This window comes from Chitinophaga skermanii (genome assembly GCF_003259335.1).
GTDB classification, from domain to species: Bacteria; Bacteroidota; Bacteroidia; order Chitinophagales; family Chitinophagaceae; genus Chitinophaga; species Chitinophaga skermanii.
This window is the reverse complement of the sequence record NZ_QLLL01000011.1, coordinates 129,686-154,557: the sequence shown is the minus strand read 5'-3', so window position 1 is coordinate 154,557 and position 24,872 is coordinate 129,686. Positions and strand designations below refer to the sequence as shown.

21 protein-coding genes are annotated in these 24,872 nt (G+C 42.0%); 13 read left to right on the top strand and 8 right to left on the bottom strand.

The genetic code is table 11. The annotated features are described in order from the left end of the window. The first annotated feature begins 143 nt into the window (after positions 1–143). The 8 genes from rlmD to LX64_RS23400 all read left to right on the top strand — a co-directional run bounded on the left by rlmD (position 144) and on the right by LX64_RS23400 (position 9,383). Positions 144–1,553, top strand: a complete 1,410-nt coding sequence (rlmD, locus tag LX64_RS23435) for a 23S rRNA (uracil(1939)-C(5))-methyltransferase RlmD (protein WP_111600132.1) — start codon at positions 144–146, stop codon at positions 1,551–1,553. A gap of 49 nt (positions 1,554–1,602) precedes the next feature. Then, a complete protein-coding gene (locus LX64_RS23430; RefSeq protein WP_111600131.1) occupies positions 1,603–2,424 on the top strand; it encodes a rhomboid family intramembrane serine protease in 822 nt (273 codons plus the stop codon). Positions 2,425–2,517: 93 nt separating this feature from the next. Continuing rightward, on the top strand, positions 2,518–3,474 hold the full coding sequence (locus LX64_RS23425) for a rhomboid family intramembrane serine protease (RefSeq protein WP_111600130.1): 957 nt from the start codon (positions 2,518–2,520) through the stop codon (positions 3,472–3,474). Positions 3,475–3,630: 156 nt separating this feature from the next. Then, positions 3,631–4,728, top strand: coding sequence for an endonuclease/exonuclease/phosphatase family protein (locus LX64_RS23420; protein ID WP_111600129.1), 1,098 nt, complete (start codon positions 3,631–3,633; stop codon positions 4,726–4,728). Between the two features lie 194 nt (positions 4,729–4,922). Then, positions 4,923–6,044 (top strand): endonuclease/exonuclease/phosphatase family protein, encoded by a 1,122-nt coding sequence (locus LX64_RS23415; protein ID WP_148707436.1) that lies wholly within the window; start codon positions 4,923–4,925, stop codon positions 6,042–6,044. A 99-nt stretch (positions 6,045–6,143) separates the two neighbouring features. Further along, complete coding sequence (gene cysS / locus LX64_RS23410; RefSeq protein ID WP_211324880.1) at positions 6,144–7,637, top strand: cysteine--tRNA ligase; 1,494 nt, start codon at positions 6,144–6,146, stop codon at positions 7,635–7,637. A 52-nt stretch (positions 7,638–7,689) separates the two neighbouring features. Then, on the top strand, positions 7,690–8,676 hold the full coding sequence (locus tag LX64_RS23405; RefSeq protein WP_111600126.1) for a M28 family peptidase: 987 nt from the start codon (positions 7,690–7,692) through the stop codon (positions 8,674–8,676). Between the two features lie 83 nt (positions 8,677–8,759). Next, a complete protein-coding gene (locus LX64_RS23400; protein ID WP_111600125.1) occupies positions 8,760–9,383 on the top strand; it encodes a DNA-3-methyladenine glycosylase family protein in 624 nt (207 codons plus the stop codon). Positions 9,384–9,449: 66 nt separating this feature from the next. Here the strand turns inward: LX64_RS23400 and LX64_RS23395 are convergent, their stop codons facing one another. After that, on the bottom strand, positions 9,450–11,603 hold the full coding sequence (locus LX64_RS23395) for a S46 family peptidase (RefSeq protein WP_111600124.1): 2,154 nt from the start codon (positions 11,601–11,603) through the stop codon (positions 9,450–9,452). 187 nt (positions 11,604–11,790) lie between these two features. Between LX64_RS23395 and LX64_RS23390 the strand changes: the two genes are divergently transcribed. Together LX64_RS23390 and LX64_RS23385 are read left to right on the top strand one after the other, a co-directional pair. Next, entirely contained in the window at positions 11,791–12,276 is a 486-nt protein-coding gene (locus LX64_RS23390; RefSeq protein ID WP_111600123.1) for an META domain-containing protein, read from the top strand. Positions 12,277–12,341: 65 nt separating this feature from the next. Continuing rightward, entirely contained in the window at positions 12,342–12,773 is a 432-nt protein-coding gene (locus LX64_RS23385) for a hypothetical protein (RefSeq protein WP_111600122.1), read from the top strand. A 76-nt stretch (positions 12,774–12,849) separates the two neighbouring features. On the opposite strand, the gene LX64_RS23380 is transcribed toward LX64_RS23385, so the two are convergent. The 3 genes from LX64_RS23380 to LX64_RS23370 all read right to left on the bottom strand — a co-directional run bounded on the left by LX64_RS23380 (position 12,850) and on the right by LX64_RS23370 (position 15,277). Continuing rightward, entirely contained in the window at positions 12,850–13,299 is a 450-nt protein-coding gene (locus LX64_RS23380; RefSeq protein ID WP_111600121.1) for a hypothetical protein, read from the bottom strand. A 371-nt stretch (positions 13,300–13,670) separates the two neighbouring features. Beyond that, positions 13,671–14,381: a hypothetical protein gene (locus tag LX64_RS23375; RefSeq protein ID WP_111600120.1), complete on the bottom strand. Its 711-nt coding sequence runs from the start codon at positions 14,379–14,381 to the stop codon at positions 13,671–13,673. Positions 14,382–14,461: 80 nt separating this feature from the next. Then, positions 14,462–15,277: a hypothetical protein gene (locus LX64_RS23370; RefSeq protein ID WP_148707435.1), complete on the bottom strand. Its 816-nt coding sequence runs from the start codon at positions 15,275–15,277 to the stop codon at positions 14,462–14,464. Between the two features lie 453 nt (positions 15,278–15,730). Between LX64_RS23370 and LX64_RS23365 the strand changes: the two genes are divergently transcribed. Further along, positions 15,731–16,183 (top strand): hypothetical protein, encoded by a 453-nt coding sequence (locus tag LX64_RS23365; RefSeq protein WP_111600118.1) that lies wholly within the window; start codon positions 15,731–15,733, stop codon positions 16,181–16,183. Between the two features lie 117 nt (positions 16,184–16,300). Here the strand turns inward: LX64_RS23365 and LX64_RS23360 are convergent, their stop codons facing one another. After that, entirely contained in the window at positions 16,301–19,300 is a 3,000-nt protein-coding gene (locus tag LX64_RS23360) for a glycoside hydrolase family 3 N-terminal domain-containing protein (RefSeq protein ID WP_111600117.1), read from the bottom strand. Positions 19,301–19,580: 280 nt separating this feature from the next. Here LX64_RS23360 and LX64_RS23355 point away from each other — a divergent pair, with 280 nt between their 5' ends. Both LX64_RS23355 and obgE read left to right on the top strand, forming a co-directional pair. Continuing rightward, positions 19,581–20,168 carry an adenylate kinase gene (locus LX64_RS23355; RefSeq protein ID WP_111600116.1) on the top strand — a complete coding sequence of 196 codons (588 nt, stop codon included), beginning with the start codon at positions 19,581–19,583 and terminating at the stop codon, positions 20,166–20,168. A 144-nt stretch (positions 20,169–20,312) separates the two neighbouring features. Continuing rightward, complete coding sequence (obgE, locus tag LX64_RS23350) at positions 20,313–21,545, top strand: GTPase ObgE (protein WP_111600115.1); 1,233 nt, start codon at positions 20,313–20,315, stop codon at positions 21,543–21,545. A gap of 147 nt (positions 21,546–21,692) precedes the next feature. Here the strand turns inward: obgE and LX64_RS23345 are convergent, their stop codons facing one another. The 3 genes from LX64_RS23345 to LX64_RS23335 form a co-directional block, all read right to left on the bottom strand. Next, on the bottom strand, positions 21,693–21,974 hold the full coding sequence (locus tag LX64_RS23345; protein WP_148707434.1) for a hypothetical protein: 282 nt from the start codon (positions 21,972–21,974) through the stop codon (positions 21,693–21,695). A 383-nt stretch (positions 21,975–22,357) separates the two neighbouring features. Continuing rightward, positions 22,358–22,990, bottom strand: a complete 633-nt coding sequence (locus LX64_RS23340) for a response regulator (protein ID WP_111600113.1) — start codon at positions 22,988–22,990, stop codon at positions 22,358–22,360. 24 nt (positions 22,991–23,014) lie between these two features. After that, the gene (locus LX64_RS23335) at positions 23,015–24,838 is read right to left on the bottom strand and encodes a sensor histidine kinase (protein ID WP_158538722.1); all 1,824 of its coding nucleotides are present in this window, start codon (positions 24,836–24,838) and stop codon (positions 23,015–23,017) included. Positions 24,839–24,872 lie beyond the last annotated feature (34 nt).

The window sequence follows — 24,872 nt, the reverse complement described above, 5'->3', positions numbered from 1 at the left end:
TTCGTATAAGCTTTATCCACATTTGAGTGCGGTGCTATTGCTTTTAGTTAAAAACAGGGCTATTTGGCGTGATGGTACTATTCTATTAATATTTGCTTAATAAAGCTGTTTAAATCGGTAAGCAAAATCCTACCTTTGCACCCGTGAGAAAAAAGAATGTTGTTTTAACGAATATTCCTGTAAGCGATTATGCTGCCGAAGGTAAGGCACTCGCGAAAGTAGACGGGAAAGTTATTTTCATTGAAGGCGGCGTTATGCCTGGCGATGTTGTTGATGTGCGCCTAAGCAAAAGCAAAAAAGATTGGGCGGAAGGGAAAGCTGTGCATATCCACAGTTATTCGAAAGACCGCGTTGAGCCTTTTTGTCAACACTTCGGTATGTGTGGCGGTTGCAAATGGCAAATGGTACCTTACGAGCTTCAATTGAAATATAAGCAACAACAGGTTGTCGATCACCTTAGCCGTATCGGCAAAATGCCTTTACCTCCTATCACGCCTATCCTTGGTTCAAAAAACACGGTTAACTATCGTAACAAGCTTGAATTTACATTCAGCAACCGCGCTTATTTAACCAATGAAGAAATTGCTGCTGCCGGTGATGGCGTTATTGAACATAAACCAGCACTTGGTTTCCACGTGCCGCGGTTGTTCGATAAAGTGCTGAACATCGATACTTGCTATCTTCAAGCCGAACCTACCAATCTCATCAAAAACACCCTCCGCGAGTATGCATTGGCCAATAACTTGGCTTTCTATGATATCCGCAACCACGAAGGCTGGTTACGCAATGTTATTATCCGCGTATTAACCACCGGTGAAGTAATGGTAAACGTAGTGATTCACCACGAAGCGAAAAAACAACGTGAAGCTTTACTAGACCATTTGTTAGCGAAAGTACCTAGCATTACAACTTTACTGTATACCATCAACCCGAAGAAGAACGATAGTATTTTCGATCTTGAGCCAAAAGCTTATTTCGGTAAAGGGTACGCCGAGGAAAAATTAGAAGATTATACTTTTAAAATAGGTCCGAAATCTTTCTTCCAAACGAATACTTATCAAGGCGAAGCTTTGTACCAAGTTACGCGCGAGTTCGCGGGTTTAACGGGCAACGAGGTGGTGTATGATTTGTATTGCGGAACAGGTAGTATCGGGATTTTCGTTTCTAAACAAGCGAAAAAAGTAATCGGCATCGAACTCATCAAAGAAGCTATCGACGATGCAAAAGAAAATGCAGAACGCAATAATGTGACCAATGCCACTTTCTATGCCGGCGATGTAATCGATATTTGCGACGATGCCTTCTTTGCTGCTCATGGCGCTCCAGATGTAGTAATTACCGATCCTCCACGTGCAGGCATGCACGAGAAATTGGTGAACAAGCTATTAGAAATTGGTGCACCAAAAATTGTGTATGTAAGCTGTAATCCTGCTACCCAAGCACGCGATTTAGCATTATTGCACGAAAAGTATACAGTTGAAAAAATACAGCCAGTAGATATGTTTCCGCACACGCATCACATCGAGAACGTGGTGTTGTTGATAAAACGTTAGTACTGCATATATAGAGTCATTCGTAGTAACATAATTTCCAGACAGTAACATGAAATACCAGCGGTACGGGCGATTTAGCGTACTTCCAACGGTTATCCAATCTCTCATGCTCATTAACGCGATCGTGTTTATACTCGAGATCACGTTGCCGAACAATTTGTACCAGGGCATGATGGATTTGTTTGCTTTGCACATTTGGGGTTCCGAGCAATTTCGCCCGCACCAATTGGTTACCCACTTATTCATGCACGGTTCGTGGATGCACTTGGTGATTAATATGCTTACATTATGGATTTTTGGTTCGAAGCTGGAGAAGAACTGGGGCGCCAAACGTTTCTTTAATTTTTATATGATTTGCGGGATTGGCGCTGCATTGTGCCACTTAGGGGTGCTAACTTTCGAAAATATGCACCTCACGAAAGACATCGATGCTTTCATGGATAACCCTACCAGCCAAGCCTTCCTTGAAATTCATAAAAACTACGATCTCAACGCCGGCTCATACCTCGTAAATGATTTAGCCAGCGAGGTTTCGCTACATCCCAACGATTCCAGCATCCTAGAAGCTGCAAAAATATTCTTACAGAACTTCATCACCGAATACCGCAACCAAGTTACACTGGGTGCCAGCGGTGCTGTATACGGTATCTGTTTTGCTTTTGGTTACTTATTCCCCAACACTTTCCCGCTTAACAATATTCACATTCGTGCGAAATTTATAGTCGGTACGCTTATAATTTTCGAAGTACTGGCTGGTTTCCGCAACGTAGCTGGCGATAACGTAGCACACTTCGCCCATTTAGGTGGCGTATTATTCAGCTATATCCTCCTGAAGATTTGGGCAAGAACGAACCGCCGGGATTTCTATTAATATTCATTACACAAAAATTTCATATACCGTACTTAAAATTTAGTAGGGCTAAGCCGCTTTATTCGCTAATTTTGTAAGACAAAGAAAATTGCCATGCAGATAGTGGATAAAGAACGTACGTTTCGACTTTCGTTAGGGGAAGAAAAAAACATGGTGACCCAATTGTTGCTCATCAACATCACCGTATACATTGGCCTGTTTTTTACCTGGGTGCTTTTCCATATGGAGAACATGACGGATGCCCAGTTCCAACAAAACCTCTATACACATATCATCTTCCATGCTGAACCGGGTAACCTACTCAAAGAGCCTTGGACGTTGGTTACTTCATTGTTTACTCATTACGGGGTATTCAATACGTTTAGTAGTCTTTTGTGGATGTGGTTCTTCGGAAGCATTGTACAAACATATGTAGGGCATGAAAAAATTATTCCTTTATACCTCTTCGCCGGCTGGGCTGGTTTAGCAGTATTTATGTTGGGAGGCTTTGTAATGCCTTCATGGCAACAAGCTACTACTCCAATCACTTTTAGTGGTGCATGGGGTGCTACAGCAGGTTTTGCCGTTGCTGCATTAATGATTGCGCCGAAACACCGGATTTTTAGCGCGGTGGGTAAAGGCGGTATTCCTGTTTGGCTAATCGGCATTATTTACTTCGTGCTTGTGCTAGGAGCTAATTATAACGTAACCGGCAATCGTCTCGGTGAAATGTATTTCAATATTGCAGGTGGCGCCTTCATGGGCTTCATCTACGCTCATTTCTTACAGAAGGGCTTTGATATTGGAGCTTGGCTGCATAATATCTTCTACAAAATCACCCACCTTTTCCACCCGAAAAGCGAAATGCCCAGTAAAATAGTAGCGCAACAAGTTGCCGTTACAAAAGAAACTGTTTTCTACAAGCAAGACACCGCTCCCTATCAAAAGGTAGGTTCTGTTTCAGAAAACAAACTCAACGAAATACTCGATAAAATCAACGCGAATGGTTTAGAATCGCTCAGTGACGAGGAAAAAGAAACCTTGGAGCGCGCTAGCAAAACCGCTAACTAATTATATTTCTATCGCAAACAAGAAAGTCTTCTCTACGGTGTAGGGAAGACTTTTTTCATTTCCCCCCTACTATTAACATTCTCTTGCTTAGCTATAAAAAGCGAAAGGAGATTGTTATTTTTACGGAAGTCTTAACCTCAATAATCTCCCTTACCCGTGAAATCATTTGCAACAATCACACGACGCTTGCTATTATGGGGCAACATTGCCGTGGTACTTGGCTTATTGGCATCGGCTTTTTTACCCTTTGTAAACCCAACTTTCTTTTGGCCGGCGGGCTTCTCGGGGTTTGCATTCCCCTTTTTCTGGATCGCCGCTGTACTATTCATTCCCATTTGGCTTTTCATCTACCGCAATAAAAAATACTTTATCTCGCTAGTCGGCATTCTTGTTACTGCCCAAGCCTTCTTTCAAACTGTTGCCTTCCACCCATTTAGTAAAGCGCCTGTAGAAAAAGATCCGCATACTATTAAAGTGGCCAGCTTTAACTGTAGCAGCCTAGGCTTGAAGGATTACCAGGATAACCCCATTATTCGCACCCGCGTGTACGAAGCGCTGCACGATATTGATGCGGACGTATTATGTCTACAAGAGTTTTATACGAACGACGATCCCGAGCGTTTGCATAATTTGGATTCTATTATGCAACGATGCGGGTATACATACGCCTACCAAACAAAAGATTTAACCCGTTGGAATACTTGGCACTTTGGTCTCGCCGTTCTTTCTAAATACCCTATTATTGATACCGCTCGTATCGATTTTAATTCCGGCCCAGAAACAGAAAACCTGCTTAAAGCCAATATCGTTGTAGCCAATGATACGATTACGATTTTCAACACCCACTTAAAGTCGTACCAATTCAATGCCCGCGACTATTCCGTGGTAAAAAAGCAAAATGTACACGGTTCCCGCGGCTTAGCCAGTAAAATGAAAGCAACATTTGCCATTCGTGCCGGTCAAGCAGAGATCGTGTCGAACGCAATCCGCGAAGCAGAGCACCCGGTAATAGTTTTCGGCGATTTCAATGCTATTCCATTGGCATATTCGTACAAAACCATTCGCCAGCACTTACAAGATGCCTTTTTGGAGAAAGGAACCGGCTGGGGAAGAACGTTTTCGCGCTTGTCGCCCTTCTTACGTATCGACTATATCTTAGTGGATCCGTCTATGCAGGTGCAATCTTTCGATATTTTCCAGCGGAAGGGTTTCGAGCACTATCCTATTTACAGTACGATTTCTTTAAAAAAATAGCGGGCTACGTAAAGTGCCTACCAAGCGGATTTTCAGCGGCTTACCATGCGGCTTTTTTTGCATATGAAACAAGTTTTACCTGTTTACATAATGACAAATAAAGTTAATTGCGGTAAATTTATAGTTGCAAGCTTCGGTTTGCCCGTTGTGAATGTGGTTCTTACAGGCCACGATGTTTTACTAAATACGCGCCATTGAAATTTTTAAGGTTATTTACGAAAGGATTTTTTCTAACCGTTAACGTGTTGGTAGTGCTACTATTTTTATTAGCCTGCCTTGCTCCTATTGTGTCGCCAGAGAAATTTTGGCCGATCGGGTTTTTCACGTTGATATTTCCTTTCTTATTAGCCGCTTTATTGGTGTTTTTAGTTATTTGGGCTTTGTTTCACCCTAAATATGCCCTCATTCCGCTGATTGCCATTTTAGTCGGTTGGAAATCGGTAACCGCTTTCGTGGCGCTCAACTGGCCAGGAAAGCGCATGGCCGAAAAACCAGCCAATAGCATTAACGTAATGAGTTATAATGTGGGCTTATTTGGACTGTACCGCGAGAAAAACAGCGCCCCTACCCGCGATTCGATTATCGCCTTTGTTAAGCGCCAACAACCTGATATTGCTTGCTTCCAGGATTTTTATACCTCCGAAAAGCCGGGCGATTTCAATAACCGGGAGGATTTATCGAGGGAAATGAAGATGCCTTATCGCTATTTTTCAAGTGACTTCAACCGGAACGGTACGCAGCATTGGGGGTCTATTATCTTCTCTCGCTACCGCATTATTCAATCCGATAAAATTAAACTCTCTAAAGGTCCCCTCAGCGAAAGCTTAATCTATGCCGATATCGAAAAAGATGGGGATACTGTTCGTATTATTAATATGCACCTGGAATCGTACCGTTTTAATGAACAGGATTACAATTCCATCGAAAAAATAAAGAAACAGGAAGATAAAGGCTATGTGGCAGCGAAACGGATTGTTGTAAAAATGCGTGAAGCATTCATCCGTAGGGCCAAACAGGCAGATATTGTGGCCGATTTCGTGAAGCAAAGCCCTCATCCTATTATTCTTTGTGGCGACTTTAATGATACCCCGGCCTCCTACACCTATTTTAAAGTGAAGGGCAGTTTACAAGACGCTTTCCTTAAACGCGGTAGCGGTATTGGAAGAACGTTTGCCAGTTTGTCGCCCACTTTGCGGATCGATTATATCTTTGCCAGTAAAGAGTTTGCCATTCATCACTTTCAAAAAATTAACTCGGATCTGTCTGACCATTACCCCGTAATGGCCAATGTCAAGTTGATGAGTGTCAATAAATAGTAAGGAGATTTCTTGCTGTTAGCCTGCATTTAACATTCCTTATCTTTGCAGTCCACGTAAAATTTTCGAAATTAGGTTATAAATACTCAAGGCTTCATTATGTCTGAACTCAAAATACACAACTCGTTAACTAGGAAAAAAGAAGTTTTCGAACCACTATACCCCGGTCACGTCGGCATGTACGTGTGCGGACCTACAGTTTCCGGCGAATCTCACCTCGGGCACGCCCGCCCATATATTACGTTCGACGTTCTCTTCCGTTACTTGAAGCATTTGGGTTATAAAGTACGTTACGTACGTAACTTAACCGATGCCGGCCACTTCGAAGAAGAAGGTCGTGCTGCGGAAGACAAGATCGCGAAAGGCGCATTGCTGGAGAAGTTAGAGCCGATGGAATTGGTACAGAAGTACACCAACTTGTACCATTGGGCGATGCACCAATTTAATTGCTTGGAACCAAGTATTGAACCTACAGCAACAGGACATATCGTGGAGCAAATCGAGATGATTAAAAACATCATCGAGAAAGGTTACGCGTACGAAGTAAATGGATCTGTTTATTTCGATGTGAAGAAATACGCTGATAGTCATGAATATGGCATTCTTTCTGGCCGAGTGTTGGAAGAATTGCAAGAGTCGAACCGCGAGCTCGATAACCAAAGCGAGAAGCGTAATAAAGTAGACTTTGCTTTGTGGAAGAATGCACCACCAGAACACTTAATGAGATGGCAAAGTCCTTGGGGTGAAGGCTTCCCAGGATGGCACATTGAATGTTCTGCGATGAGTAAAAAATACTTAGGCAAACAATTCGATATTCACGGTGGTGGTATGGACTTAATGTTCCCACACCACGAATGTGAGATTGCGCAGAGTGAAATTGCACATGGCGAGTTAATGGCGCGTTTCTGGATGCATAATAATATGATTACCATCAACGGCAAGAAGATGGGTAAGGCATATAACAACACCATTAAGCTAACAGAACTATTCTCGGGTAACAATACACAATTGGAGAAACCTTATCACCCGATGACGGTGCGTTTCTTCGTGTTGCAAACGCATTACAGAAGTACATTAGACTTCTCGAATGATGGGTTATTGGCTGCTGAAAAAGGCTTACAGCGTTTATGGGCAGCGTACGAAGTACTACAAAAACTCGACTACCCCGCTGTTACCGAAGCTACCAACGAGGAACTCGACAAGCAAGTTCAACAATGGTGCGCGGAATGTACCGATTTCATCAACGATGATATGAACACCGCTAAAGTACTCGCGAACCTCTTTGAAATGGCACCGGTGATTAACTCAATTAAAGGTGGCCAAGTAAAACCAGGTGAAATCAGCGAAGCAACTTTCAACTTGATGAAAACCACTTTCGATACCTTCTTAATCGAAATCCTTGGTCTTGTTCCAGTAAAAGCAGCTGATAGCGATAAATTGGACGGTGTAATGCAATTGTTGATCGATATTAGGAAAGAAGCAAAAGGTCGTAAAGACTATGCTACCTCCGACAAGATTCGCAACCAGCTTTTAAGCATCGGTATCCAATTAAAAGATGAAAAAGACGGAACGGTAAGTTTCACCATCGAATAAAAAAACTCATTCGCTCTATCCACACCGGGTAGAGCGAAAAATTTTATAACACATGTTACAAAAACGCTGGTTATTGGTAGGCTTAGTGGCACTCGCAGCAGCATGTAATAACTCCTCCAATAACAAACCATCTTCAACAGACACAGCAAACGTACCCGCTACGCCAACAGTTACAGCACCCACCTTCGATGCCGATAGCGCATACGATTATGTGGCCAAGCAAGTAGCCTTCGGCCCACGTATCCCAGGCACGCCCGCACAACAAAAGTGCGCCGATTGGTTAATCGCGAAAATGAAATCGTACGCCGATACGGTGTATATGCAGAAAACAACGGTAACTGTTCCCGGTGGCAAAAATGTACCGTGTATCAACATCATTGCCAGCTTCAACCCAGCGGCTAAGCAAAGAATTTTGCTGGTGGCGCATTGGGATACCCGTCCTTTTGCCGATGAAGAAAAAGCTAACCCTACAGCAAAGATCGATGGCGCCGATGATGGCGGCAGCGGTGTAGCCGTAGCCATGGAAGCTGCTAGGCAGATGAAGGCGAAAAACCCAGGAATCGGGGTCGACATTCTACTGAATGATGTAGAAGATTACGGTGATACCAAGGACGATAATACCTTCTGTTTAGGAACACAGTATTGGGCAAAGAATCCTCACATTCCGGGTTACACAGCCAACTACGGGATTGGTTTAGATATGGTGGGCGCCAAAGGAGCCCGTTTCTTCATGGAAGCTGTATCGAAACAATATGCTAACAGGCAAATGATGAACTTCTGGAATGCCGGCAACACCGTTGGCTTCAGTAGCTATTTCCCGTACGACGATATCGGCGCCGGCACCACCGACGACCACCTGTACGTGAACACTATTGCTAAAATTCCCACTTTTGACGTGATCGCCTTCCAATCGAACGCCAACTTCCTACCACATTGGCACACTACAAAAGACAACATGGATGTAATTGATAAAAATACCTTGAAAGCAGTAGGACAAACCTTGTTACAAGTATTGTACGTGCAGCCTTTCAACTACTAAAAAAATTGAGCCGGGTACAGTGTTTTCTGTAGAATTCTTCGGAACTTGAATACAGGAAATTCTATCACGGCTCAATTTTTTTTATGCCTACTCCCCAAGTTCCACACTTACACTTCGCACATCTTGCAAAAGATAAAAAATTGCAAAAGATCATGATCGATCATTTGCCCCCCATTCAGCCGAAGGTGAATATTATGCTGTTATTAATGAATAGCATTATGAGCCAACAGCTATCGGTTAAAGTCGCCGAGGTAATATATGCCAGGTTCCTACAGCTTTACAATGGTAAGCACCCCAGCGCAACACAGGTACTAAGCACACCTACCGAAACATTACGCGCGATTGGGCTATCGAATGCCAAAGTAAGTTATGTACACAACGTTGCGCGCTTTGCAGAAACCGAAGATTTGTCCGACGAAAAACTACATCAACTTTCCAACGAAGAAATTCTCACTTACCTCACGCAAATTAAAGGCGTAGGCCAATGGTCGGTTGAAATGTTATTGATGTTCCACCTGGGAAGAGAAGATGTTTTCTCGCTGGGCGATTACAGTTTGCAACAAGCCATGATCAAACTATACAAGCTCGATCCTACCGATAAAAAAGCCTTGAAAATAAAACTGCTGAAGCTCTCTGAAAAGTGGGCGCCTTACCGCTCTTATGCTTGTAGGTATTTATGGAAGTGGCGTTCGGCCGAGGGGAAATAAAGAAGCCCCGCTGCAGACGCAACAGGGCTTGTTTTCTCGTAATATTTATTACTGGCTGAGAAAAAACTATTTAACGATCTTTAATTCGTTGATGATGTTTGGCGCGCCACCCAATTTATCAATACACCATAATACATAACGCACATCCACACAGATAGTACGGTTGAATACAGGATCGAATTGAATTTTGTGACTTAATGCTTCGTAGTTACCATCGAATGCCAAGCCGATTAATTCGCCGTTGCCATTGATAACAGGAGAACCAGAGTTACCACCTGTAATGTCGTTGGTAGTAATGAAACCTACAACGAGGTCATTTTTACGTGCATCTTTATATTGACCGAAATCTTTCTTGTTGTACAATTCGATCAATTTAGCCGGTAAATCAAATTCGTAATCACCCGGAACGTATTTCTCCATTACACCGCTCATGGTTGTTACATAGTCGTAGTGAACAGCATCACGCGGTTCGTATGATTTCACTTGACCGTAAGACAAACGCATGGTGAAATTTGCATCTGGGTAACGGCTTTTATTAGGCGCTTGTTTGATTACACCCTCTAAGTAGCGGCGACCTAAGTCGTTATTCGCGATTACGAATTGGTTATATAAAGGTAAATATCTGCCTACATAATTTTTCACGAAAGATGCAGCATAGCTGTATGCAGGATCATTTTGTAATGTAACAGCGTCGGGATTTGACTTGAATGCATTCCATTTAGCATCATCAAAAATCATCGTGTTCGCAAAAACGTATGCTGCGTATGTTTTGTATGTTTTATCGTCGTTAAGGTCGCCGTAAGCAGCCTTCAACTTATCGAAGAAACCTGCAGGTTGTTGATCTTTTGGAACATCGTTGTAGAACATGTGCAAAGTAGCGGCGAGGATTTTCAAATCGCTCGGTTTGTTTTCATTTGCTAAGAAGTTCGTACGAGCAGCATCGGCAGTAGCAATAGTTTTTGCCATAGCGTCGGCCGGTAATTTTTTCAAGATCGCATCTTCTAAAGCAGCTAAGCTTGAGGCGTAGTTTGCTAATGGAGAGCCAAGGATACCTTCTGTTAAGTATACACGTTCTTTAGCGTATGGTTCCCAAGCAGCATAAATTTTCGCGTATTCAGCGAAAAGATTTTCAAATTCAGGTTTACCTTTTGCCCAAGCAGTGAAAGCAGCTTCTTCTTTTTGTTTCTCTTCGAATACTTTGTATTTCAACAATTGTTTGCTTTCGCCATCGAAGAATTTCCAGTAGTTAGCAATACCTGCGTAAGATGACGCCAATTGCAATTTAACAGCTGGATCTTTCTTCATTTCTTCAAACATCGCTTTCAAACGCACGTCACGTAAATTAACTGTTGACGGGTTATCGATAGAAGTTTTCAATTTTACGCCGTAAGAGGTTTCGTAGCGGTTCGTACCACCAGGATAACCGAAGATCATTGCGTAATCATTCTCTTTTACTCCTTTGATAGAAACTGGTAAGAAGTGTTTTGGTTTTAATGGAACGTTTTCTTTGCTGAATTCAGCAGGCTTGTTTTCTTTGTTCGCATATACACGGAAAACAGAGAAATCGCCTGTATGACGAGGCCATTCCCAGTTATCGGTATCGCCACCATACTTACCAACGCTTTCTGGAGGTGTACCTACTAAACGGATATCTGTATAACGTTCGTACACAAATAATAAGAATTGGTTGCCTTTGAACATAGGGAATACGCGTGCTTCGTAGCCGGTACCTTCTGTTGCTTTTTTAACGATAGGTGCAGATAATTCTTGTAATTTCTTCGTGTATTCTGCGCCTTTTAAATCTTTCAAAGCAGGCATTAATTCAGCCGACACGTCTTCTACTTTTACTAAGAATTGTACGCTTAAACCTTTAGACGGGATTTCTTCCGCTTGGTTCTTCGCATAGAAACCATCACGTAAATAGTTATGTTCTACAGAACTTGCACTCGCAATCGCACCGTAACCACAGTGGTGATTCGTGAAAATCAAACCTTGGTTACTCACAATCTCACCTGTACAACCGCCACCAAAAATGATGATCGCGTCTTTGATAGATGCTTTGTTAATGCTGTACAATTGCTCCTTGGTGAGTTTCAAACCTTTTTTCACCATGTTAGCATATACTTCTTGGCCGAGAATATATGGCAACCACATCCCTTCGTCGGCGCGGGCCATTTTCACCACCAATAGTAATACGAGTACTAGTAGTTTTTTCTTCATAAAAAGTTAGATTTTGTAATAAGAGCACCAAACCTACTGTTTTTTAGTCGAATCGCAATTGATAAAACCCCATTATTCCATACTTTCCATCACATTTAGAAATTTATTAATGCATTAAAAGCCAAACAATTAATTACACATCCTGTTATAAATAATTGTTTACAAACACCTTCAACAAATCCGTGATATGAAAAAATTACTCGTTTTCTATTTCGTATGCGTAAGCACTATTTTTTTAGCCTGCAATAATAGTGCATCTACCAACCGTGAAGACACCAGCTTGTCTAATGTTCCTGCCGCTACGGCCGACTCTAGTAACATACCCCAAGCTGCTATTATCGAAGATATTCACTGGCAACTCGTTTCACTCAATAACGAAGCTGTAAGTATCCCTACCAGCGGAAAAGACCTTTTCCTGGAGTTTAACGGTACAGAACAACGTGTTCACGGCTTTAGTGGATGCAATATCATCAACGGTGGTTATACGAAACAAGATAACCAACTGAGTTTCACACAAATGGTGAGCACACGCATGACTTGCCCCGAACAAGGTCTAGAAGATAAATTCATTACCGCCATCAACTCCATCAATCATTATAAACTCGACGATGCCGGTCTTCACCTCTTAAAAGGCGATACTACCGTAGCTAGTTTCAAGGCGGTTACGAAGTAATCGAATACCTTGGCGCACATTTTGCAAACTATCCCCTAAAATATTATTCATCAAAATCGATCGATATGTACAAATACCTTTTCATTTTCGGCGCTGCAGCAATGATGGCTTGTAATAATTCTGCGAATACAGAAGCAGCCAAAGATTCACTCGACGCTGCGAATGCACAATTAAAAGATGCTGCACAAAAAACGACCGAAGAAACCGGCGATTACTTAGCTGCAGAAAAGAAAGCTGCCGAAGAATCGCTTAACCAACGCATCAAAGAAGTAGACGAAAAAATGGAAACATTAAAGAAAGATGCTTCCGAGAAAAGTAAAGAAACCCAAAAAAAGCTAGCTGTGCTAAAAGAAGATTTGAATAAAGAACTCGACGAAGTAAAATCCAGCACAGCAGAAACGTGGGATAAAACAAAAGAAAAAACAAACCAATTATTGAAGAAAACCGACGATGAATGGAAAGAATTCAAAAACGATTTCAAAGAGTTGTTTAAATAATATTTGACAGTTCCTTACATAGAAAAGCCTCTACCGCGGTAGAGGCTTTTTCGTTTGCTATAGAGAAAAAAGGCCATTAGCTTTTCACTAGTTTTTCCATAGGCACTACAATACCTTCTGACGAAACTTTCAACACCGTCCATGTATTCGCTCCTTCCAAGGTAATGAAGTACTGTATGCCCGCTCTTGTGCTATGTTCTACAACTGCATAAAATGATTGGTCAGGATAAGATTTCATCAACTGTTGAATCAAGGGTAAAGGCAATTGTGCATCGCTGATGATACGGCTTGTAGAAAGCAATTCGCCGGCATTGTTATAGATCGCTGTAACTTGGTTATCTTTCATTTCGAACTTCGCTGTATAATTTTTCTTTTCATCTTTAAACCATCTCACATTTTTCACCTCGCCAAAAGATGCACGAAGAGCATTAGAAAATTTAGCGCTTACAACGGTTTCAACACCAGCGAATGCTTGTGTAGATAAGCAAAACAAGGCAAATACGATAAGGGTGATTAACTTTTTCATGATAGTAATTTTTATAAATGTTTTTGATGTGTTTTCGTTTGTTGAAACAAATGTAGAACACCTTTTTACCCCCTTAAAGTGAATAGTTATTAGTGGACGGAAGGCCAATCAATCCCGCCCATTCGTACGTTTTCGTACAAAACGAACACTGCTGCGAATACCTTTCAACCCCAATACTGCCAACAATTACAGCCATTTTGTATGTCCACATCTTACCTAGCTACCTTACAAACCATCCTGCGGATAACCGGGTTTCAAAAAACAAGCATTTTCAATTCCGGACAGTTTTTCTCAAAAGCGAACATTTTCATCCAATAAAAAACCCGTAACTACATGGTAGAAACGGGCTTATTATGTTTATTATCAATTGTTTATTTAAACGTAATGGTAGCGGTATCAATTTCGAATATATCTTCCTTTTGGTTATAAAAAGCATATTTCGCTTGTTTAGGGCCTGTTTTCTTGATAAAAAGCACCCCCTTTCCTAATAATTCATCTTCCATATTCAACATCTTATTAATGCCGAATGAATGTAACTCTTGCCATTTCTTGTCGGCCGTTAAAGTGAATACATAGAAAGTATTCAAGTTCGAAGGTGCCATGTAGTTCGCTATCACGCCTACTTCTTCACGGCCGTCGTCATTTAAATCGCCAATATTCCTGAAATAGAAACTACCATAACTGGGTGCTAACGCGAATTTCAATGTGTCTGCACCTGCTATATTACTCACGTAGTAAGTGAATATTTGGTTTTCCCATGTAATAGAATCGAGCATTTCGTAATCCATTCCTGCAGGGTAACCCGGCCATATCGCTTCTTGCTGCTTACTATATAATATATCGGAGAGCTTATCTGGCCGCCCATCACCATCCAAATCAATATCAATTGTTTCCCGGGTATTAACCGACTCGCTTAAATTATCATCACCGGCGCCTGCATTTTGCACTGTTTGTGCTGCTTGAGCAGCAGTGTTCGAAGAATTTGAAGCGGTTACTTGTGTTGAATCTTGCTGAGGGGTTTTACTTCCCCCGCCACATGCTGTGAATAGAATTAAGGCTGCTATTGGGTATAACTTCTTCATCCAACTAAATTAATACTAAAAACAACATCCCGTTCTCGAATAATCAAGAGCGGGATGTTGCAAATTATTTGATATAACAATTATTTGAATTGATAATAAGCGTCGGCATTCATATAAGTTCGTACAGGCGCATCGTTACGCTTCTCTCCTAGCAATTGGAAGCTAGAAATTTTGGGCAAATAGCACTTCAATGAAGTAATGCCTTTCGTAGGTTCGAAGATGAATTCTTCTGCTTTATCTCCATAAAAACAATCGCGGCATACCTTGCCGTTTTTGAAGAAATGGTATTTGTTATCCGCGAATTCAATTAAGTATAATTTATTCGTGTAGTCCATATCCATAACACGGTCTACCAACATCGGTAAGCCATTCTCATACGTCAGCTTTGTTTTTTTTGCTTTTACGTTGATGATGTAACTGTTAGATTGTAAGTTAATCGCTTGGTAGTATGGCTTCAATAAATACACCTTCGCAATAATGGTACCTTTCAACACCGTAGTTTGACCATGTTCTTTAATAGCCATTACTGAATCCACGATAAAGTTGTGGGGCGTATGAGCGGTGAAGGTCATAATATCTAAGCTCAATCCTTCACTAGACTTAGGCAAAGAATGTACGAATTCTGTAAAACTAGTTGCATCATTCATAGATACCGGCGCTGTATTGGCGTTCGGAATGTACAGGATGCTAATTAAATAATTATCTGTGGCGAATGCCTCGCGGGCTTTCTTTTTCAGTGAAAAGTTATAGATCGAAGCCTTTTGGTTCTGTGCAGCATCGGCAACATCTATTTTTGATAAAGTGGTGAAAGCTGTATCTGCATCCAGCATGTAATGTTTTTGAGCTTGTGAGCTAGCATAAGCGAACAGTGAGAGCAATAACAGTGTAATCTTCATAATTGTGGTGTTAAGTGTACCAAAATCTGTTTGGGGGATGATATATAATTCTTCTGTTATAATGTTGGCCAACGGTGAAATGGTAGGTGTTATCCACTTGGCGGTATTGTAATATTACGACAACCATACTACTACATTTTACCCGGCATATTTGCAAGTTGGCTGTATAAAGGTACACATTTACCTAATTAGCATACATGAATGTACTAAAAATCAAACGAACAGGCCACATTTTCCCCTAACCACCCACCATTTATTGATACTTCTTTTACCAAAAATTGGGGCGCGCTTTATAAAAACGTTAACACGATATTACATTTCCTTAACCCGGGCTTAATATCCTGGTAACTTTGCGAGTGGAGCTTTGCGGTGTCATAATGAATGAAAGGTATCATGAGTTACCGCCATTACTGATAGAAAACTTTCATAAAAAAACATTAAAAACACAAAACCATGAAACAGATTATTGTTTTAGGACCCAAAAAAATTATCACTGTAGCATTAGCTGCAATTTTAGCCATTTCCTCCATGACCGTTAGCGCTCAGGTTGATGAGCCACACACCCTCGCTTACAACACTACACCGTTTACGACATCCAGCAGCGAAGCACCTCGCAACAACATGCGTGTTAACATCACGCAAGAAAAAACAGGCGATTTATTGTTCCGTGTATCGATCGACAACCCTACTACTGATAAGGCTACGATCATTATCCGCGATGCCCAAAACAACACGCTTCACCGCGAAACTGTGAACGCAAGTTCTACCTTCGTAACACGTTACAACTTTCAATCGTTGGAAGATGGTGCTTACATGATCTCTGTGATCAGTGGTAAACAAAAAATCCAAAAGGCAATCGACATCAAAACGAAAACCGAAGTACAACGCTTTGTATCTATCGACTAAGTAAAGAACATTAGCAGAACTTCTGCCATCATTTGTTAACACCAATAAATAATTAGCCCTGCACAAGCGGATCAATGCAAGTGCAGGGCTAATTATTTATAAGAATCGTAGTAGTTGTTAAATACCCATGGCGTCGTATAATGTTTGCATCATTTTGCCACGCACATTTAGTTGCAATAACCTATTATTCTCCCCGTTCGGGCATACCCTATTACTCAAGAATATAAATACAAGGTTATATTTCGGATCTACCCAAACACAAGTACCCGTAAAGCCGGTATGTCCAAATGTTTGCGGAGAAGCACTCTTACATGGATAAGGCTCCTTTCTCGATGCATTATCTTTCTCCGGCTTATCAAATCCATAACCTCTCCTGCTCACCTTACTTTGGTATTGATTAAACAATTCGATGGTAGACGGCTTAATGTATTTCACACTGTTGAAGTTCCCCCCGTTCAATAACATCTGCATCATAATGGCTAAATCGTGCGCATTGGAAAACAAGCCTGCATGACCTGAAACACCGCCAAACATCGCCGCACCCGGATCATGTACATCGCCACGTATCCATTGAATACGGAAAGTATGTTCCCTTTCAGTAGGCACTAACTGCTCTACACCAAAACGTTCTCTTGGTTGAAAGCCTGTCGTATACATACCCAAAGGAGTGTAGAAATTATCTTTCGCATAACGGTCTAATGTTTTACCACTTAACTGCTCTACAATCTTTCCTAAGAAAATAAAATCATTATCGCTGTATACATAGTTATTAGAAGGACCGAGTTTGCTATCGAGGATTTTCTTGTACATCGTGTCTACATAACTGGGCACCATGTACATATTTTCTGCTACGCGCAGCGTATGTGCTGAATCTTGTTCCTGGCGGAATAAAGCTGTATCGGGATAACCGTTGGCCATTAGTACATCTTTATAGAACGGGATGTACGCTACCAGGCCGGCTTGGTGTAAAAGAATATCCCGGATCTTCAAACCCGCTTTATTCGAACCGCGCACCCAAGGTAAATAATCACCGAGTGTACCATCCAAGTTAATCTTGCCCTCATCATACAAACGCATAATAGATACCGTAGTAGCACATACTTTTGTTACAGAAGCTAAATCATAAATAGCATCGCTGGTAACTCGTTCGGTACGACTGTAATCGTAATACCCCAGCGATTTATTATACACAATTTTGCCATCTTTCATCGCCAATACTTGGCAACCTGGCGCAGCACCTTTTGCCATCATATCGCCCGCCAATGAATCGATACGCGCTAAGATTTTACTATTCATACCTACTGATTCCGGCGTTACAGTAGCCAAATGCGCAGGCGTAATTTCAGCCGATACAATACCATCACCAAAGTGATAGTTCTCGCAAACGGTTACCGGTAATTTACCTTTCGCACGGAGGCGACCGAATATAATTTCGGCAGCTACGCGGTGTGTAGTGCTATCATCTTCATAAGCAGCCACCATTGTGTTGGCATCGCAGAAGTAACGCATCGCGTAAGGATTACCAAACATTACCACGGCAGCAGGCATTTCATGCTGCAATTGGTTAACCAACATACGTTGTGCATTGCTTAAGCCGTAGTTCCTAGCTGGTCGACGACTGTAATTGTGTACGCTGATGATGATGTTTTGGTAGTTATTTTTTAGGCGTTGAACAATGGCCGGGATTTGGCTCTCGCCTTGGTTCGACGTGAAAATATATGAATCCACATTCGGGTTAATCCCTTTTACTGCTTGCACGAAAGTATTGGTACCATCGGCACCTACAGCAATAACAGCCGTTTTACGGTTGGTTGTAGTAGCAGAGAATGGAATAAGGCGGTTATCGTTTTTTAAAAGGGTGATGGCCTCCTCGGAAATTCTTTGGCGAAGCGGCATCACATCTTGGTTAAGGTCGTTAACGATGTTATTCGGATCGATGGGTTTCCAATTCGCTAAACCTACCTTGTATTTCGCTATCAACACTTTTTTCACCCGGCGATTCACTTCTTCACGCGAAATCACACCTTTCTTAATCGCCTCTTTAATCGCTTCAATACTACCTTTCGAGGTGGAAGGTAATTCCATTAAATCGTTACCGGCTAATAACGACATCAACGATTCGTTCCCGTTTTTATAGTAGTTGGAAATACCTTTCATTTCCAAAGCATCCGTTACAATAATGCCATCGAAGCCCATTTTCTTCTGCAACAAGTTCGTTACTGTTTCATACGAAATCGACGTCGGCTTCTTAGAACTTGGATCAATCGCCGGTACATTCAAATGCGCAATCATAACCGAAGCAACACCTGCGTCGATCACCCTTTGGAAAGGGTACAACTCTAACGAATCTAACTCCGCTAAGCTCTTACTAATGGTTGGTAATTCTGCATGAGAATCAACATCCGTATCGCCGTGTCCAGGGAAGTGCTTAGCACAGGCCATAATACCTTGGTCTTGCATACCCTTTACCATGGCTACACCTAAACGGGCAACCTGGTATTTATCTTCACCGAATGAACGATCGTTGATAACAGGGTTTTGCGGGTTGTTATTCACATCCACTACAGGAGCAAAGTTGTACTGGATACCTTGACGAATACATTGTTTACCAATAGCTTTACCTATTTCGTAAATCAACGTACTATCTTGAATAGCGCCTAGCATTAAGTTACGCGGGAAGCTGATTACACTATCTAAACGCATACCTAATCCCCACTCGCCATCAACAGCTACTAACATCGGCACTTTAGAGATGGATTGATAGTAGTTTACCAAGTTAGCCTGGCGGCCAGGGCCACCTTGGAAGGTAACCATACCGCCTACTTTGTTCTCTTTAATATCTTTAATTACAGCATTCACATGGTCCTGTCCTAAATTGGAATGTACACGGATCATGATCAACTGTGCTATACGTTCGTCGGGTGTGAGGGTATTAAATACGCTATCGGCCCAGCGTTGGGCTGGATCAACTTTTTTCTGTTGCTGCTGCTTTTTCTGCGTCAATTGTTTCTTCTGCGGGTCTCCTTGTCCTTTCCTTGAAGGTGGTGCGCTAACGTGGTTGGCTGCGCTCGAAAAGAGTATCCCGGCAAATCCTATTACCAGTAAATACTTCATCATAGCTTAAACATACAAAGTTTTGAGTTAGAACTAGTAAGATACGACACCATTATATAACCGTTCATGTATTATGCCAAATCCTTATACTAAGGTCTTGTTTCCTTGGAAATTAAAGCTTATATTTAATAAGTTCTACGTTTTCACTTTAGTTTTTGAATTATATTTATAAAATCCAACCTTTTGTTGGTTTTTTTTTAGCAATCTTAATTTTAATTACCAATACATTCAATTGTTTGTTATATTTGCAATCTACGCAATGTATGTTTTAGTAAAATAACACATGGTCAATCTTATATTATTTGGCCCTCCGGGCAGTGGTAAAGGCACTCAAAGCGCTAACATTATTGACAAGTACGGTTTACTGCACTTGTCGACTGGCGATTTATTGCGTGCAGAAATAGCGGAAAAGACTCCTTTGGGTTTGGAAGCAAAGAAATTCATCGATCAAGGTGCATTGGTACCAGATGAAGTTGTGATTGGTATGATTAGCACTAAATTGGATGCTAATCCTGAGGCGAAAGGCTTTATTTTCGATGGTTTTCCACGTACAACAGCGCAAGCAGAAGCTTTAGATAAATTACTCGCATTAAAGAAAACAGCTATTTCAATGGTGTTATCATTGGAAGTTCCTGAAGATGAATTAGTGCGCAGGTTATTAAACCGTGGTTTGACTTCTGGTCGTACCGATGATGCAAACGAAGGTGTGGTAAAAGCACGTATCGTTGAGTATCACAACAAAACGGCGCCAGTAGCGGATCATTACGGTAAATTCGGCAAATTCAAGAAAGTGAAAGGCGACGGTACTGTTGACAGCACTTTTGAATTGCTGAGCAAAGAGATTGACGAGCTGGTTTCAGAAAGAGTTTAATCTCTAATTTTACGTAAAACATATACCCGGCTTATATTTCCGGGCATATTACCATACTTGTTAAAACGCAAAGAGCGGGAAATAAGCACGTAACTGCTTAAACTTTCCGATCTTTGCGTTTTATTTTTATATTCTGTATCAAACATGGAGAAAGGGAACTTTGTAGATTATATTCGTATTTACGCCAAATCGGGCAAGGGCGGCGCCGGAAGTATGCACTTCATGCGCACAAAATTCAATGCCCAAGCCGGCCCCGATGGTGGTGATGGCGGTCGTGGTGGCCACGTCATTCTCAGGGGTAATCGACAATTGTGGACCCTCCTTCACTTACGTTGGTACAAAAACGTGATTGCCGAAAATGGCACCAGCGGTAGCGGTAATAACAGCTCTGGCTCTTTTGGTAAAGATGTGATTATAGAAGTACCATTGGGTACAATTGCCCGCGACGAAGAAACAGGCGAAGTGGAAGCTGAAATCTTACACGATGGCCAGGAGATTATTTGGATGCCAGGTGGCCAAGGTGGTAGAGGTAACGCTTATTTCAAAAGTGCTACCAATCAAACACCGGAATATGCACAACCCGGTATGCCAGGCATCGAAGGCTGGAAGCGTATTGAACTAAAAATCTTGGCTGACGTAGGTTTAGTGGGCTTCCCTAACGCGGGTAAGTCAACCCTTTTATCTACCATCACGGCAGCAAAACCCAAAATCGCCAATTACGCATTCACCACGCTTACACCACAACTCGGCATCGTAGAATACCGCGATAACCGCTCGTTCTGTATGGCCGATTTACCAGGTATTATCGAAGGCGCCCACGAAGGCCGTGGCCTCGGTCACCGCTTCTTACGCCATATCGAACGAAACTCTGTACTACTTTTCGTGATCCCAGCCGATAGCGACGATCACATGAAAGAGTTCCGCATATTGGCGAATGAATTACAACAGTACAACCCAGAATTACTGGATAAACAATACCTCATCGCCGTTAGTAAAAGCGATATGCTCGACGATGAACTCAAAGAAGCCATCAGGGCCGAATTGCCGCAAGATGTACCATTGATCTTTATCTCTTCAGTTCTCAACCAAGGCTTATCCGAACTAAAAGATAAGATCTGGGAAGCCATCGTGGCAGAAGAAAATTCACATACGCTTAAAACCGTATTCGACGAAGAATTCTATGCCATGGCACCTACCGGCGAAATCAATTACGATGATGAACTTGATTTCGATGACGAAGATTTCGAAGAGGATGAAAACGATCGAGACATCAACGACCGTGACGACGATGATGATGAAGACATTGATTACGACAATATCGATTTATCCGATTTCGATGGTTTGGACATTGATCCCGACTTTGATAAAAGAAAATAATTATACAAAGCTCCTGGATGACCAGGAGCTTTTTTATGCAAACCCTTTAGGTACTTACATCTATTCTCTCTAATCATCTCAAATACAACCCTCTTTTCCCAGTATCCCCCTTCCATTTTACCGATCTTCTATAAAATCAATTTATAATCAAAGCTTTACCGAAACAAACCCAGTAAAAGTAAGCCCTTCACCGACAACTCTCCGACTCTTCTCCGACATTTCACCGACAAACCCCCAGTGTTTGTCGACACTTAGTAAGCCTTTTGTCGACATTTTGCCGACATGCACCTTGTAAAACCTGGGGTTCAGCGCAGTACTTTCCAAGTTATTCACATCTAAAACCGGCATTTTCCGGCAAAAACCGGCAGAAAACGGCACTTTCCGGCATTTTCCGGCATAAAGCGGCATAAACCGGTCAAAACCGGTCAAAACCGGCACTTTCCGGCACGCCGCTTTTTTACTTCACGCACCCTGCTTACCTTCAAGTAACAGACCTGTAAGCTCTTTGACTTGTTGTTCATCTTTCGCAAAAAAAAGCCATCTCCAGTAGTAGAGACGGCTTTTTACACGCATCCGAGTGATTGCTTCTGCACTCGAAATATTCTTATGATAATCAAGAAGCCCCTACACAGTAGAGGCCTCCATCCATACTTAACCTTGTTAAATTTCCGTTGGTTAAACAGGGCGAAAATACCCATGCAGCCAGCCTGTACCAATACTTAATAGTTGGTATATTTCGCCTGCAAGCGCCTATAAATACCCAGTTCGCGGTATTTATAGCACCTACAACATAGCCTAATTTTGTGGGGAGATTAGCACAGTCCATGTACCCGGGCAAAATTCATCAAACCCGCCATGTTCTTCACTTCCAGCTTACGCATAATGTTCTTACGATGCGTATTCACCGTGAATTCACTGATGAATAATTGTTGCCCAATTTCTTTCGACGTAAACTCGCTGCTGATCATTTTAATGATTTCAACTTCCCGTTTCGTGAGTTGATATTTCTTCATGAAATCGTCGAGGAAGTAAGATGCGATAGGGATTTGTTCTTCTTGCAGCGGTGTGAAAATTTTCTCGCCTTGTAGAATTTTACGGATTGCGCTTTTCAATTCCGTGGCCGATGTACTTTTCAACATATAGCCATCAGCCCCTAGTTCTTCTACCGACATCATCAGTTGCGGCTGGTTGTAGTTCGTAATCACGAGAATTTTCACCTGGGGAAATTCGCGCTTTAAATGGCCGAGGGTTTTTATGCCGTCGAGCTGTGGCATATTTAAATCCAGTAGCACGAGATCTACCGGGGTGTTTGCTAAACGATCGAGTAATTGCATCCCGTTGTTCACCGGTTCTAATATTTCCCAGGCGCCTTCTTCACGAAGAACGGCCATCAGTCCATCTATTAACAGTTGGTGATCATCAGCTATAATGATGCGGCTTTGCATATTCTTCTTCTCTTTTTGGATGATTTATGAATGATGGATGGGAATTTCGATATTAATAAGGGTACCTTGTCCTTCGCTACTTTCTGCTTCCATTGTGCCTTGGAGGTAGTTTACTTTAGCATAGATGCTGCGCAAAAATCCCGGGCCGCTTTGCTTTCTTTGGGTTTGATCGATGCCTACTCCATTATCTTCCACCATAATAGTAATCAAATCTTCGTGTTCTATCAACTGTAAAATCACGTTTTCCGCGGCAGCATGCTTGAAAATGTTCTGTAACAGCTCTTGTATAATCCTATAAATCGTGTGCTGAAAGTTAGTACTGTATTGATGTTTTTCAAAACCTACAATCACTAACTCTATATTAATTTTCCCAGAGGCATTTGCCATCATCACCCAATCTTCCACCGCGTGCTTAAACCCATATTTCTCAATCGCCACGGGTGTTAACTGGTGACTAATATTGCGAATAGTTTTGGTAATTTGTTGTACAATACCTGCTGTAGACACAAGTTTTTCATTCTTCTCCAGCACGTTCAACTGCTTACTTTCTTGCACAGCGCTTAGGTTTAAGCTTGCTAACGACAACATCGATCCAATTTCATCGTGCAGCTGGTCGGCCAATTCCTTTCGCTCCTTCTCTTGCACTGTGATAATTGTTTCCGTGAGTGCTTTTTGTTGTTCATTCATTTGCACCAATAGGTTTTCCCTTTCGCGGCGATAACTATTGAAGCGTGTTGTTAATCCAAACATAATAATCACCATTTCAATAACACAACCTATAAACACCCCGAAGTGCGCAAGCAAGAAAGGTAAACTCACCTTTCCTAGATGGTATAAGCTTTCCATTGTAGCAAACACGAGCAATACCACGTTCGCTACTAGGTAGAACAGTGCCGGTTTGTAGCCTTGTATAATTCTTTCTATCAAGCTTCCCATTGCTAATACCACCATTATTAATGTAAACACCGACATAGAGCGTTGTACATAAGACGAGTACATGCCGAAAGCTGTATAATCAATAGGCGCTAACATAACGAGCACCACGGCGATGCTAGCGAATTGAAGCACCTTCAATGGCTTGAAGAACTTGCTGCTACGGGATTGTTGTAAGAATGATTGTAAGAATTGTATGGAGAAGATGATGTTGAAGATGGCGAATACCGCGCGGGAACGGCTGGGGAAAAACTCGGAATTCGGCCATAGGTAACGGAACCCAATGCCTTTATTCGATAAAATCCACAGCATCATAATACACACGTAAATAGCGTACCAGCCATAAACTTTGTCCTTCGTTGTAATAAACAAAAACACACCGAATAATACAATCAACAGTAATATACCCGTTAATAACCCGTTCACTAACGCTTCCTGTGCCGCTTGCGTAGCCAATGTTTCCCTGCTTACGAGGAACATCGGTGCTTGTAGAGACTCGAAGTGTTTATCAATTTTCAGCAGGTATAACCCGGTAGCGGGTTGCAGGGGAAAAGCAAAAGTATTGTGAATAATGGGGCGCTGTGAAAACGGGTGGAAATCGCCGGTAGTACTTTGTAGTATAAGGCTATCGTGTTGTACACTGTACCACAGTAATTCGTTGATATGGGCATTATCTACCACCAACACGGAATCGTTGCTAGCGGTTATGCCTGGCATTTGTAGTACTACCCAATAATCGGAGGAAGTGAATCCAGGGTTAATAAAAGCCCCCGGTAGCGGCTTAAATTGCCCGCTCTTGTATGCTGCCCATGCTTGCGTGGCTGTTAAATTCCGGGAGGTATCTTCCAGCACAAAGAACGAGGGAGCTGTTTGGGAATAAGTCTTCACCGGGATAATGATTGCCAATAAAAGCATCCATATCCAGGTCTGTAGTAGCCGCTTTATCATA

Bases quoted from the DNA above. Each gene is read 5' to 3' on its own strand.
- LX64_RS23430 (WP_111600131.1), top strand. From the start codon at position 1,603: ATGAAATACCAGCGGTACGGGCGATTTAGCGTACTTCCAACGGTTATC.
- LX64_RS23425 (WP_111600130.1), top strand. From the start codon at position 2,518: ATGCAGATAGTGGATAAAGAACGTACGTTTCGACTTTCGTTAGGGGAA.
- cysS (WP_211324880.1), top strand. From the start codon at position 6,144: ATGTCTGAACTCAAAATACACAACTCGTTAACTAGGAAAAAAGAAGTT.
- LX64_RS23405 (WP_111600126.1), top strand. From the start codon at position 7,690: ATGTTACAAAAACGCTGGTTATTGGTAGGCTTAGTGGCACTCGCAGCA.
- LX64_RS23400 (WP_111600125.1), top strand. From the start codon at position 8,760: ATGCCTACTCCCCAAGTTCCACACTTACACTTCGCACATCTTGCAAAA.
- LX64_RS23395 (WP_111600124.1), bottom strand. From the start codon at position 11,603: ATGAAGAAAAAACTACTAGTACTCGTATTACTATTGGTGGTGAAAATG.
- LX64_RS23390 (WP_111600123.1), top strand. From the start codon at position 11,791: ATGAAAAAATTACTCGTTTTCTATTTCGTATGCGTAAGCACTATTTTT.
- LX64_RS23385 (WP_111600122.1), top strand. From the start codon at position 12,342: ATGTACAAATACCTTTTCATTTTCGGCGCTGCAGCAATGATGGCTTGT.
- LX64_RS23380 (WP_111600121.1), bottom strand. From the start codon at position 13,299: ATGAAAAAGTTAATCACCCTTATCGTATTTGCCTTGTTTTGCTTATCT.
- LX64_RS23375 (WP_111600120.1), bottom strand. From the start codon at position 14,381: ATGAAGAAGTTATACCCAATAGCAGCCTTAATTCTATTCACAGCATGT.
- LX64_RS23370 (WP_148707435.1), bottom strand. From the start codon at position 15,277: ATGAAGATTACACTGTTATTGCTCTCACTGTTCGCTTATGCTAGCTCA.
- LX64_RS23365 (WP_111600118.1), top strand. From the start codon at position 15,731: ATGAAACAGATTATTGTTTTAGGACCCAAAAAAATTATCACTGTAGCA.
- LX64_RS23360 (WP_111600117.1), bottom strand. From the start codon at position 19,300: ATGATGAAGTATTTACTGGTAATAGGATTTGCCGGGATACTCTTTTCG.
- LX64_RS23355 (WP_111600116.1), top strand. From the start codon at position 19,581: ATGGTCAATCTTATATTATTTGGCCCTCCGGGCAGTGGTAAAGGCACT.
- obgE (WP_111600115.1), top strand. From the start codon at position 20,313: ATGGAGAAAGGGAACTTTGTAGATTATATTCGTATTTACGCCAAATCG.
- LX64_RS23340 (WP_111600113.1), bottom strand. From the start codon at position 22,990: ATGCAAAGCCGCATCATTATAGCTGATGATCACCAACTGTTAATAGAT.
- LX64_RS23335 (WP_158538722.1), bottom strand. From the start codon at position 24,838: ATGCTTTTATTGGCAATCATTATCCCGGTGAAGACTTATTCCCAAACA.